Genomic DNA, 10,992 nt, shown 5'->3' on the forward strand with positions numbered 1-10,992 from the left:
AGGACGGGGTGAACGGGTTGCGCAGCTGCCACCAGAACCGCGGGTCCCGCCAGGCGCCGTCGCCGGGGCCTAACCGCTTGCCCTCGAAGAAGTTTGCCGACTCGATCAGGTCGGGGTCGGTGTCCACCGGCAGGTCGTGGCGGGCGGCGATCGGCGCGGCGGTCTCCTGCGCGCGCTCCAGCGGGGAGGCGATGACCGCGACGATGTCACGGTCGGCCAGCGCGTCGGCGACCGCCTGGGCTTGCTCAATCCCCTTGTCGGACAACCGGAATCCGGGCAGCCTCCCGTACAGCACGTGGTCAGGGTTGTACACCTCGCCGTGGCGGATCAGGTGGATCCGGGTCTGTTCGGCCATCAGGGTTTGCTCTCCTTGGCGGCCGCGGCGGCCGCGGGTAACGCGTCTGCGATCCGGGTGAAGGCGGCGTCGTCGAGTGCCGCCGAGACAAACCACGCCTCGAAGGCGCTACACGGCGGGTAGACACCGCCGTCCAACAGGGCGTGAAAGAAGGACGGGAAGCGCCAGGTCTCGCTGGCGCGCGCCGACGCGAAATCGGTCACCGGCGCCTGGCCGAAGAAGACGCTGAGCATATTGCCGGCCCGCGGAATCTGATGCGGCACACCGGCATCCGTCAACGCCTGGGACAGCAGGCCGGCCAGCCGGTCGCCATTGGCATTCAGCGCCGCATAGACGGCGTCGTCGGCGTTGCGCAGTGTCGCCAGCCCGGCAGCCATCGCCACCGGGTTGCCGGACAGCGTGCCGGCTTGATACACCGGCCCCAGCGGGGCCAGCCGTTCCATCACCTCGGCGCGCCCGCCGAACGCCGCAGCGGGCAGCCCGCCGCTCATCACCTTGCCGAAGGTGAACAGGTCGGCATCGACCGGATCGATTCCGTACCAACCGCTTCGGCTGACCCGGAATCCCGTCATCACCTCGTCGATGATCAGCAGTGCGCCGTGCGCTGCGGTGATCTCGCGCAGCGCCGCGTTGTAGCCCGGCGCGGGCGGAACAACGCCCATGTTGCCGGGGCTGGCTTCGGTGATCACCGCGGCGATCTGGTCGCCGAACTCGGCGAAGGTCTGCTGGATGGCGTCAATATCGTTGTACGGCAACACAATCGTGTCGGCGGCGGTGGCACCGGTGACGCCGGGCGATGACGGCAGGCCCAGCGTCGCGACCCCCGAGCCCGCATCGGCGAGCAACGCGTCGACGTGGCCGTGGTAGCAGCCGGAGAACTTGACGATCTTAGCGCGTCCGGTGAACCCGCGGGCCAGCCGCACCGCGCTCATGGTGGCCTCAGTGCCGGAGTTGACCAGCCGTATCCGCTGCACCGGAGCCATGCGGTCGATGATCTCGGCGGCCAGTTCGGTTTCGGTGGGTGTCGGCGCACCGAAGGACAACCCGGTGGTCGCGGCCTTGGCCACGGCGTCAACCACCGACGGGTGCGCGTGGCCCAGGATCATCGGCCCCCACGAGCAGACCAGATCGACGTAGCGGTTGCCGTCGGCGTCAGTGAGCCAGCAGCCGTGGGCTTCGGTGATGAAGCGCGGGGTCCCGCCCACCGCCTTGAACGCCCGCACCGGTGAGTTCACCCCGCCGGGGATGACCGCGCAGGCGTCGTCGAACAGCTTCGCCGAGACCTCGGTATGCACGTCCACCAGTGTCCCAGCCTCGGCGGGCGGCTTCACTACAGGGTGTAGTTGTCTGCATCGACGTCAGTCGGGCGGCAGCTAGACCCCCGACCACGGCGGAGCGCCGCGAAGGTCGGGCGCTGACCGCGCCTCGCGCGCTAGCCGCCGTTCCTCAGCTTCGATGACGGCAACCTTGGCGTCGATCGCCGCCTGCTCGTATTCGCGGCGGTAGAAGTCGGCGACTATGAGCCGGCCCAGGAGGGTGCACCACTGGACGACTGACTCGTCGTCGCTGGCTACAGCACAGGCGAGCACCACCGCATGCAGCCCTTCCAGTTCGGCGGCGTCGAGCCGTGCCAGCGGGCCACACGGTTCGAAGCCGATGACGTCGACGCGCGCGCCGCTCCGCACCGACGCCAGCCGGACTAGCAGGGCGTCGGACACCGCGGCCGCCCACCGCGCCAGACCTGCGTGCCGCGATTGCGCCAGCTGCTCACAGACGCCCAGCAGCGTGGCGGCGGCTTCTTGGGGCAGATCGTCGACAGGGGGATGAGTCATCGGTTCCTCCACTTGAAGTATTCGGAGCGGACCTCGGCTTGGCTTGGTGCGGGACGCATAGGGATGACACGCAGCCCAAAGGCTGCACGTTCACCACGGGCGCGAACGTGACTCAAACATTTGCCAGGAACAATCGACTGATGACCCGGGAACCGGCCTGCGAGGTCGCACTCGCCGGCGTCGCAGCCGTCCGGGACGACCCGGCCGGGCGGCTGGCCCTGATGCGCAGCCAATACCGCGTGCCAAAAGACCTGGACCGCGGCTATCTTCCGTACCGGCAGGCTGCGTCGGCCTTCATGCGGTGGCAACTGCGGCGAGGACTACTCAACTCGGTCGACGCGCCGAGACCGGGAAGTCCGTGGTGGCGGGCGATCAACGAGCGCCTCCTCTACGACGGCAGTGAAGCCCGCGCGCTGGCCTTCGGCCATCCCGGGCCGCCGAGCTCGCCGACGGTCGCCGCTTGGCTGGAGTTCATTCGGCGTCCCAGCGCCGCACGCTGGTATCGGGCGCACAACATGAGCGTCGTTAGCGGGTATCTCGAACACGAACACTTGGCGGCGCGTGAAGGTCGCATCGAGCGGTTCTTCATCAACGTGGTGCTGGCGCGGGTTCTCTACACCCACGCGATGGTCGCCGCGCCGGGACTGGCACTGGCCTGGCTGGCCCCCGCCGGCCGGCTGCTCGGCGATCCACGGCTGGGCATGACCGGCATGTTCCTCTCGCTTTCACGAGTGCTTCCCGACCGCTATCCCCTCGGCGACGACATCGTGCCGTACACGCAGGCCGAACACGGATTGGGCCATCTGCTCGACATCGGCGTTCTTACGCCCCGGGTGGACCGCCTCTATGCCTGGTCGGCCGGTGAGCTGGACACCCCGGGTCTACGACAGCTGCTGTCCGGCCGGACCCCCTGCTACGCCTGGCCTGCGGATGACCGGGAGCCGTGGAACCCGGCCCCGTCGCTGCTGGCCCGGCTGTCGCGCAGGCTTTTGCCGGTCAGGGCGCGGTGAGCGCAAACACCGGATGATCCGCCGGGTCAGGCAATTTGCGAAAGTAGCCGTCGACCGCCCTACCCGCCTTGTCCTGGTATGCGGTCAGGACCGGCTGGCGCTGCGGCGCGGGCATTTCGCGTGCGACGTAGCTCACGGCGCCGGACTTGTTGGTCAGTGTGACGGTGGGATTGGCGCGGACGTTTTTGACCCACTGCGACTCACCGCGGGTGGAGACCAGATACCGGGTGCCGCCGACGTCGACCGTGACGACGGGAATGTGCTGCGGCTGGCCGCTCCCCCGCTTGGTCACGGTCAGGGTTTCGCTATTGCTGATGCCCGTGGCCATCGCGATCCGGTTGAAGAGCTTGACGGTGAACCACGGGGGCTTGAGGTAGGCCATGGCCTTCGAGTTTGACGGCGACATGCAACTACCGCAAGGACTCGCCCGATGACTGCGCCTCGAGCGCGAGCGGTCTGCGCCACCGCTTGGTGACGACATACAGCGCGACAACCACGGCCCAGGACAGCAGGCTGAGCCAAAACTGCGCGCGCACGGTGCTGTTGAACGCCATTTGCACCAGCACGCCGACAATCGCGGCCAGCGTCAGGATCGAGAGCACCGGGAAAAACCACATCTTGACCCGCAACTTCTCCGGCGGCGTCTTGAACCGCAAAACGATCTGCGACAGCGCGATCAACAAGTAAACGAACAGCACGATGGCGCCCGACGAGTTGAGCAGGAAGCTGAACACCGAACCCGGCGCGACCGCGGCCATGATTACGCACAGAAAACCCACCACCGATGAGCCCACGATCGCCATGTATGGCACGCCACGTCGACTGACTTTCAGCAGCTGGGCCGGCGCCTCTTGTCGGGCGGCCAGCACGAACAGCATGCGAGATCCGGTGTACAGCCCGGAGTTCAAACACGACAGCACCGCGGTGAGCACAATCGCGTTCATGATGTGATCGGCACCGCGGATTCCTATGTGCTTCAACGCCGCAACGTATGGCGAAGCGCCGATCTCCACCGAGTTCCACGGCAATATCACGACGAGCAGAAAAACCGAGCCCACGAAGAAGATCGCGATGCGGGCGGCCACCGCGTTGGTCGCCCGTTGAATTGCCCGTTCGGGATTGGGAGTTTCGCCGGCCGCGATGGTGGCGACCTCGGCACCGACCATCGAGAAGATCACCACCACGATCGCGGCGAATACGCCGCCGACGCCGTGCGGAAAGAACCCGTCGTGCGAAGTGAGGTTGGAGAAATCCAGCTGCCGACCGGGCCACAGCCCCAGCACGAAGAATGCACCGAGACCAAGGAAGACGATGATGGTCGCGACTTTGATTCCGGCGAACCAGAATTCGAATTCCCCGAAGGACGAGACGGAGAACAAGTTGGTTGTGGTCATCGTCAGCATCAGGATCAGCGCGACAAGCCACAACGGCGCTTTGACCCAGTAGTTGAAGACTTTCGCGCCAGCGACCGCTTCGAAACCGACGACGATCACCCAGTAATACCAATACAGCCAGCCCACCGAGAAACCCGCCCAGCCGCCCAGCGCTTTGCGCGCATAGTCAGCGAACGATCCTGTCGACGGGTTCGCGGTGGCCATTTCCCCCAGCATCCGCATCACCAGAATGATCAGGACGCCGCACAGTGCATAGGTGACAACGGCGGCGGGGCCCGCAGTCCGGATCACCACACCCGAACCGACGAAGAATCCGGCGCCGATGACACCGCCGATGGCGATCATCGTGAGCTGTCGCTGCGACAGCCCCTGGCTCAGTTGCGGCGCGGCACCGATAAGGGCGTCTGAGCTTCGTGCATCTGACACTGACGGGACGCTAACACCCCTACGCGCAGTCCCGCTCGATTCACACCGGGACGGCGCGCAGCGCGGCGGGCAGGCTCGGCAGAAAGTGCTCGGTGGCAAAGGCGCGAATGTCGTCGGCGGTGTTCAAGGGTCTGCGGCCAGGCAACAACAGCACCATCGCCGCATAGCGCAAGATGGTTTCGGCCAGCTCGTCGACTGCCTGGTCCCCGATCCGCTCGGCGAAGACGTCGGGAAAGATGACGCGCAATGCGGCCGCCATCCGTTCGACTGCGGCATCCCAATGCTGGTGGGCCAGCTCGAGCATCAGGCCGGGCTCGTCGGCGAGCATGCGGGTCAGCACGCGGTGCTGGCGGAAGCGCAGAATCGACAGCGTGAACGCCTCGACATAGTAATTCGATTGCGGCCGACGGCTTTTCAGTTCCTCGGCGATGTTGGCGAACAGCACCGTGTTTTCTCGGTCGATGACCGCCCCGACCAGTTCGTCGCGTCCGGCGAATCGCCGGTAGATAGTGGTGCGGCTGACCCGCGCGCGGCGGGCTACATCGTCGAGCGCGACCCGGCGGAAGCCGTGCTGTTCAAACTCGACGACGGCGGCGTCGAGGATGGCAGTGGTGGCGGGATCAGCAGCGCTGTCAGCGGGCATAGCCTGCCTGAGCAAAATTGTTGTAGCGCAACCGCATCGGAAGATGATCCCACAGCCAGTTGACCGGCCGCGACCGCCACACTGCGGCGAAACGCTGGTAGCGTCGCTCCTGGCGATCGCTCCAGGGCAGACCGAGCAGGGTGCGCGCCCGCGGCGGCAGGCCACCGGTGGTCAGAAACGCCGCGACCGGGTTGAACGCAGGCGAGACCACCCGCCACACCAGCGGCGGGATGCCCTTGGGGCACGGGAACCCTTTAGTCACATATCCGACACCGTATTTGGCGGTCGGATGGGCGATCATCACTTGGTCGAGCATGTGGTCCCAGTACCGCTGGAACTCGGCGTAGTCGGCCTGCATCGGCCGTTCGCTGACGCCGTAGCGGCGATACCAGGTCTTCGACTCGAGGTAGATCTGTTCCTTCTCGTCGTCGGTGAGGCGTTTGACGAAGGTGTCCGCGAAGTACAGCACTTGCTCGACGAACGTGGCGTGCGCCCAGTAGTAGGTATCCGGGTCCAACGCGTGATACCGCTCCCCGCTGGGCATTTCGCCCTTGATGTCGTGATGGAAATCACGCACCTGCTGACCGGGGTGGTCGCCATCGGAGCCGTAGACGGTCATGAAGATCGGCGGTAACGAGCGTTTGACCCGGGCCGCGGTGTCGCTGAAGAACACCGAGTGGTCCAGCACGCCCTGGCCGAGTTCGGCCAGCATGTTCTGCAGCACGGCGGGACGGGGGCCGATCAAGAACATCCGGTTGTCGCCGAAGTAACGCCACACCAATGACTGCGGTCCCAGCGGCAGGGCGTCAACGGCGGTAGCGGGCTCGCTCAGCTCGGTCATCTGAGACAGTGTTACATATTTTGCACTTTGTACCAAGCGGTGGGGCGCCTGGCTGGTCGCGAGCATCACCGCCAGGCGTTGTTGCCGGACTGTTGTCGGACCGTTGCCTCTCAGCGCCCGTTGGCTTGGCACGATTCGCTGGTGAATGCGATGACCCATCGGACGAACCGCCGGACCGCGCTGCGCCTGGGCGTCACCGGTGCCGGTGCCGCGGGTCTGTGGGCGCTGGGAGCGCTGCCCGATGCGACCCGAGCCGCGCCCGCTCCGCTGAGCAGTCCATTGCCCACCCGCGAGGAGGGCTCATTCATCTCCGCGGCGCGCGGCGGCCGGAACACCAAGTGGATCATCGCCCGCCCGCCGGGCGTGACCGGCCCGTTGCGCACGGTGATCGCGCTGCACGGGTTGGACAGCGATGCCGCTGCGGTGATGAGCCTCGGGGTCGAGGACGCCCTGGCCAAACTGGCTGGCGCGGGCAAACCGTCGATCGCGGTGGTCAGCGTCGACGGCGGCAATGGCTACTGGCGACCGCGGGCATCCGGCGAAGACTCCGGCGCGATGGTGCTCAACGAGCTGATCCCGATGCTTGCCGGCAAGGGTCTCGATACGTCGCGGGTGGCGTTCATGGGCTGGTCGATGGGCGGGTACGGAGCGATGCGGCTGAGTTCTCGGCTGGGCGCGGCCCGGACCTTCGCGGTCTGCGCGATCAGCCCTGCGCTATATCTGACGTATTGGGGAGCGCCGCACGATGCCTTCGACGGCCTCGACGACTTCCGGAAGAACTCCACGGTGAATACCGCGGAGTTGACGTCGATTCCGCTGCGGGTGGACTGCGGGACCGGCGACGGCTTCTACATCGCCACTCGGGAATTCGTCAACCGGCTGCCCAGTCAGCCGGCCGGCGGGTTCTACCCGGGCGGCCACGACGCGGAGTTCTGGCAACAGCACCTGCCCGACGAGCTGGCCTGGCTGGCGTCCTGAATTCAGACGGCCCGACGGGCTCGCCGTAGCCGGGCCACCCCGACCACCGCCAGCATCCCGGCCACCGTCGCCAGCAACAGCGTCAACAGCAGCAGAGCAGGGTCATAGACCACCGACGTGGTGACCGGCTGGCCGTGCGCCACCGGTGCGACGGCCACGGTGGAGCGCACCCCCGACCAGCTGATCGCGCAGCCCGCCACCGCGGCGCACGCCAGGGCGAGCTCGACGATGCCCCGAAATCGGGCCATCACCAGCGTGATCCGCCGTCGTCGCCGTCGTCGTGCGGATCGGGTCGCGGCCCGTCATGTCCGACCCGCTCCTCGACCAACGGGGTCAGCGCGGCGCGCAGGTGCAGGTGTCGACGCGCCCACGCTTGCGCGGTGCGGCCACCGGTGAGACGCACACCGATGCCGGTGCGCCCCTTGGGCACCCCGACCAGCTCACCTAGTGCCCGTGCCGATTGCCAACGCTCCAGGTCCTTTTCGGATGTCAGCGGATGGTCGGGTGGCGGGTAGACCTTCACGATCTCGGCCACCTTGATGGTTTCGGTCCCCTGGCGCAGCGTCTGGTTGGTCAGTTCTACCGACGTGTGGATGCGGGCCGCCTTGACCTGCAGCGCAATGAAACTGGTCACCAGCACAAGAAAGAGCAGCGGGACCGAAAGCTGCCAGCCGTAACCGTTGGATTTCTCGAGCCACAGCATGACCCCGGCCGACACCGGGCCGACCAGCACCCAGTACCAGCTGGCACCGACCTCGCGAAAGAGCGGAGCGGCGTCGGTATCCGTGCCTGCGGTCACAGAAGCATCATCCCTGCTGTGCCCGACGCCAAACCACCTGGGGGCTCATCTGGTGAAGTACGCGTGGGCGTCGCTGCGGTGCAGCAGGAACATCCCGCCGGCGATCAGCACCGACCCGACGATGCCGGCGACGCCGCAGATCACCGCGAACATCGGTGGCCAGTTCACGGTGAACAGCCGGGTCGCGATGTAGACGACGGTGGCGATGCCGCCGCCCGTCAATACCGTGCGCGCCCAGCGGTAACCGGCCCGCATCAGGATCAGGAAGGTCACCACGATCGCGCACAGCACCGCGGTGAAAAGCCCTGACGCGCCGTAGAGCAACGCCGATCCGCGACCGGCCGATGATCCGACCATGTCGGCGATGTAGCCGATCACCATCAGCGGCAATGCCACCACCCACAGCCAAAAGCCGGTGTCGACGTCGACGGGCCGGATCTGCGGCTCCGGACTGCCCGGCGGCCGCGGCGGGACGGGACCCGTCACGACAGCCAGGCCGCCGCCTCGGCGGCCCAATATGTCAGGACGATGTCGGCGCCGGCCCGCCGGATACCGGTCAGGGACTCCAGCGCGGCAGCGCGCTCGTCGATCCAGCCGTTGGCGGCCGCTGCGCGGATCATCGCGTACTCCCCCGAAACCTGGTAGGCGGCGACCGGCACTCGCGAAATTTCGGCCGCGGCCGCCACTACGTCGAGGTAGCTCATCGCGGGTTTGACCATGATGATGTCGGCGCCCTCGTCGAGGTCCAGCTGAACCTCGCGCATCGCTTCGCGGGCATTGCCCGGCTCCTGCTGGTAGGTGCGCCGATCGCCGGACAGGCTGGAGCTCACGGCCTCACGGAACGGGCCGTAGAACGCCGAGGCGAACTTGGCGGCGTACGCCAGGATCACCACGTCGGCGTGGCCTGCGGCGTCCAGGCCATCACGGATCGCCGCGACCTGACCGTCCATCATGCCGCTGGGACCGACCACGTGCGCACCCGAATCTGCCTGTGCTACCGCCAATTTCACATATCTCTGCAGGGTGGCGTCATTGTCCACCCGGCCGCGCTCGTCCAGCACACCGCAGTGCCCGTGGTCGGTGAATTCGTCGAGGCAGGTGTCGGCCATCAGCACGGTGGCATCGCCTAGGTCCTTAGCCAGATCGCGCAACGCGACGTTGAGGATGCCGTCGGGGTTGCAGCCCGCCGACCCGGCTGCGTCCTTGTCCTCGTCGCGGGGCACGCCGAAGAGCATCAGCCCGCCGACCCCGGCGGCCACCGCCTCTGCGGCGGCGGCCCGCAACGATTCGCGGGTGTGCTGCACCACGCCGGGCATCGAGGTGATCGGCCGCGGCTCGTCGATGCCGTCGGCAACGAACATCGGCAGTACCAGATGCCTTGGCTCCAGCGACGTTTGCGCAACTAACCGGCGCATCGCCGGAGTCGAGCGGAGCCGTCGCGGGCGCTGCCGCGGGTACACGATTACCGCCTGCGGCTCTTCTTACGCGGCGGCGGCAGCGCGCCCTCGGCGCGCAGCCGGGCGGCGTGCTCGGCCAGCGCTTCGATCAGCGGGCCCACCGCGGCGGTCTCGGGTTGCACATCGACGCGCAAACCGAATTCGGCGGCGGTCTCGGCGGTCTTGGGGCCGATGCACGCGACGATGGTGCGTGCGTGCGGCTTGCCGGCGATGCCAACTAGGTTGCGCACCGTCGAGCTGGACGTGAAGCACACCGCGTCAAAACCACCGGTCTTGATCATTTCCCGGGTGGCCGCGGGCGGCGGGGCCGCCCGCACCGTCCGGTATGCGGTGACATCCTCGATCTCCCAGCCACGTTCGCGCAGGCCCTCGGCCAGCGTCTCGGTGGCGATGTCGGCGCGCGGCAGTAGCACCCGGTTCACCGGGTCGAAAATGCTGTCGTAGTCCGGGAATTCGTCCAGCAGGCCCAGCGACGACTGCTCACCGGACGGCACCAGCTCGGGGCTGATCCCGAACGCGCGGACCCGGTCGGCGGTCGATTCGCCGACGCAGGCGATCTTCACCCCGGAGAACGCCCGGGCGTCAAGTCCGAACTCGCCGAACTTCTCCCACACCGCACGTACCGCGTTGGTGGAGGTGAACACCACCCACTGGTAGCGGCCGTCGACCAGACCCTTGACCGCACGCTCCATCTGGGCGGGGCTGCGCGGCGGCTCGACGGCGATGGTCGGCACCTCCACCGGCAACGCGCCATGCGCGGCCAGCCGCTCGCTCATCTCGCCGGCCTGGTCCTTGGTCCGCGGCACCAGCACAGTCCAGCCGTACAGTGCCCGGCTCTCCCACCAGTTCAGCTTGGCCCGGTTGTGCACCGTCTTGCCGATCGTCACCACCACCGGCGCCGGTGCGGCGGGGTCGACGCCGAGGTGGACGGCCGAATCGGTCAGCCCGCCCAGCGTGGACTCCACCGAGCGCTGCGCGCAGGTGGTGCCCGAGCACGTCACTACGCACGGGGTGGTGTCGGCAAGCCCGTACTCGATCAGCGTGCGCGCCGCGTCGCCCACGTGCGACGATGTGGCCTGCAAAATCAGCGGGCCCGGTGCCGCGGCCAAAGCCGCCCAATCCACATGTGGGTCGCGCACGTCGGCAACGGTGTGCGATGAGCCCAGCGGCAACCCCGCATAGGTCGGCACCGCGGAGCTGGCGGCCAGCCCGGGCACGACCTCGAAGTGCAGGTGCGTGCGGGCGACGGTGTTCACC

General features: G+C 67.5%; 14 protein-coding genes. 2 read left to right on the forward strand and 12 right to left on the reverse strand.

What is annotated here, in order from left to right; all coding sequences use genetic code 11:
* The 3 genes from WAN71_RS13630 to WAN71_RS13640 all read right to left on the reverse strand — a co-directional run.
* Window positions 1-355 (reverse strand): histidine phosphatase family protein (locus WAN71_RS13630; RefSeq protein WP_422225841.1); only part of this gene is annotated, 355 nt, incomplete at its 3' end.
* The gene (gene hemL, locus WAN71_RS13635; RefSeq protein ID WP_422225842.1) at window positions 355-1,650 is read right to left on the reverse strand and encodes a glutamate-1-semialdehyde 2,1-aminomutase; all 1,296 of its coding nucleotides are present in this window, start codon (window positions 1,648-1,650) and stop codon (window positions 355-357) included. The genes WAN71_RS13630 and hemL, both read right to left, overlap by 1 nt.
* Before the next feature lie 78 nt (window positions 1,651-1,728).
* A complete protein-coding gene (locus tag WAN71_RS13640; protein ID WP_422225843.1) occupies window positions 1,729-2,187 on the reverse strand; it encodes a hypothetical protein in 459 nt (152 codons plus the stop codon).
* Window positions 2,188-2,327: 140 nt separating this feature from the next.
* Here WAN71_RS13640 and WAN71_RS13645 point away from each other — a divergent pair, with 140 nt between their 5' ends.
* Window positions 2,328-3,197: a hypothetical protein gene (locus tag WAN71_RS13645; RefSeq protein WP_422225844.1), complete on the forward strand. Its 870-nt coding sequence runs from the start codon at window positions 2,328-2,330 to the stop codon at window positions 3,195-3,197.
* Here the strand turns inward: WAN71_RS13645 and WAN71_RS13650 are convergent.
* Genes WAN71_RS13650 through WAN71_RS13665 form a run of 4 tightly spaced genes read right to left on the reverse strand, consistent with a single transcriptional unit; the run spans window position 3,184 to window position 6,501 of the window.
* The gene (locus WAN71_RS13650; RefSeq protein ID WP_422225845.1) at window positions 3,184-3,579 is read right to left on the reverse strand and encodes a nitroreductase/quinone reductase family protein; all 396 of its coding nucleotides are present in this window, start codon (window positions 3,577-3,579) and stop codon (window positions 3,184-3,186) included. The two genes, WAN71_RS13645 and WAN71_RS13650, sit on opposite strands and share 14 nt — an antisense overlap.
* 28 nt (window positions 3,580-3,607) lie before the next feature.
* Window positions 3,608-5,017 (reverse strand): amino acid permease, encoded by a 1,410-nt coding sequence (locus tag WAN71_RS13655; protein WP_422225846.1) that lies wholly within the window; start codon window positions 5,015-5,017, stop codon window positions 3,608-3,610.
* A 40-nt stretch (window positions 5,018-5,057) separates the two neighbouring features.
* The gene (locus WAN71_RS13660) at window positions 5,058-5,660 is read right to left on the reverse strand and encodes a helix-turn-helix domain-containing protein (RefSeq protein WP_422225847.1); all 603 of its coding nucleotides are present in this window, start codon (window positions 5,658-5,660) and stop codon (window positions 5,058-5,060) included.
* Window positions 5,650-6,501, reverse strand: a complete 852-nt coding sequence (locus tag WAN71_RS13665; protein WP_422225848.1) for an oxygenase MpaB family protein — start codon at window positions 6,499-6,501, stop codon at window positions 5,650-5,652. Before WAN71_RS13665 ends, WAN71_RS13660 begins: the two co-directional genes overlap by 11 nt.
* Before the next feature lie 150 nt (window positions 6,502-6,651).
* On the opposite strand from WAN71_RS13665, the gene WAN71_RS13670 reads away from it, so the two are divergent.
* Window positions 6,652-7,479: an alpha/beta hydrolase gene (locus WAN71_RS13670; RefSeq protein ID WP_422225849.1), complete on the forward strand. Its 828-nt coding sequence runs from the start codon at window positions 6,652-6,654 to the stop codon at window positions 7,477-7,479.
* Window positions 7,480-7,481: 2 nt separating this feature from the next.
* Here WAN71_RS13670 and WAN71_RS13675 read toward each other — a convergent pair whose 3' ends face one another.
* The 5 genes from WAN71_RS13675 to WAN71_RS13695 all read right to left on the reverse strand — a co-directional run.
* Window positions 7,482-7,730, reverse strand: coding sequence for a hypothetical protein (locus WAN71_RS13675; RefSeq protein ID WP_422225850.1), 249 nt, complete (start codon window positions 7,728-7,730; stop codon window positions 7,482-7,484).
* Window positions 7,727-8,278, reverse strand: coding sequence for a DUF3093 domain-containing protein (locus WAN71_RS13680; protein WP_422225851.1), 552 nt, complete (start codon window positions 8,276-8,278; stop codon window positions 7,727-7,729). Before WAN71_RS13680 ends, WAN71_RS13675 begins: the two co-directional genes overlap by 4 nt.
* A 45-nt stretch (window positions 8,279-8,323) precedes the next feature.
* The gene (locus tag WAN71_RS13685) at window positions 8,324-8,764 is read right to left on the reverse strand and encodes a hypothetical protein (protein WP_422225852.1); all 441 of its coding nucleotides are present in this window, start codon (window positions 8,762-8,764) and stop codon (window positions 8,324-8,326) included.
* The gene (gene hemB / locus WAN71_RS13690) at window positions 8,761-9,693 is read right to left on the reverse strand and encodes a porphobilinogen synthase (protein WP_422225853.1); all 933 of its coding nucleotides are present in this window, start codon (window positions 9,691-9,693) and stop codon (window positions 8,761-8,763) included. Before hemB ends, WAN71_RS13685 begins: the two co-directional genes overlap by 4 nt.
* Before the next feature lie 47 nt (window positions 9,694-9,740).
* The coding region (locus tag WAN71_RS13695) for a uroporphyrinogen-III synthase (protein WP_422225854.1) at window positions 9,741-10,992 on the reverse strand (1,252 nt) is incomplete at its 5' end.

It is taken from the genome of Mycobacterium sp. (assembly GCF_049280035.1).
In the GTDB taxonomy this organism is placed as follows: domain Bacteria; phylum Actinomycetota; class Actinomycetes; order Mycobacteriales; family Mycobacteriaceae; genus Mycobacterium.

Excerpts from the sequence above, each read along its gene's own strand:
- WAN71_RS13640 (WP_422225843.1), bottom strand. The coding sequence starts at position 2,187 with ATGACTCATCCCCCTGTCGACGATCTGCCCCAAGAAGCCGCCGCCACG.
- WAN71_RS13645 (WP_422225844.1), top strand. The coding sequence starts at position 2,328 with ATGACCCGGGAACCGGCCTGCGAGGTCGCACTCGCCGGCGTCGCAGCC.
- WAN71_RS13650 (WP_422225845.1), bottom strand. The coding sequence starts at position 3,579 with ATGGCCTACCTCAAGCCCCCGTGGTTCACCGTCAAGCTCTTCAACCGG.
- WAN71_RS13660 (WP_422225847.1), bottom strand. The coding sequence starts at position 5,660 with ATGCCCGCTGACAGCGCTGCTGATCCCGCCACCACTGCCATCCTCGAC.
- WAN71_RS13665 (WP_422225848.1), bottom strand. The coding sequence starts at position 6,501 with ATGACCGAGCTGAGCGAGCCCGCTACCGCCGTTGACGCCCTGCCGCTG.
- WAN71_RS13670 (WP_422225849.1), top strand. The coding sequence starts at position 6,652 with ATGACCCATCGGACGAACCGCCGGACCGCGCTGCGCCTGGGCGTCACC.
- hemB (WP_422225853.1), bottom strand. The coding sequence starts at position 9,693 with ATGCGCCGGTTAGTTGCGCAAACGTCGCTGGAGCCAAGGCATCTGGTA.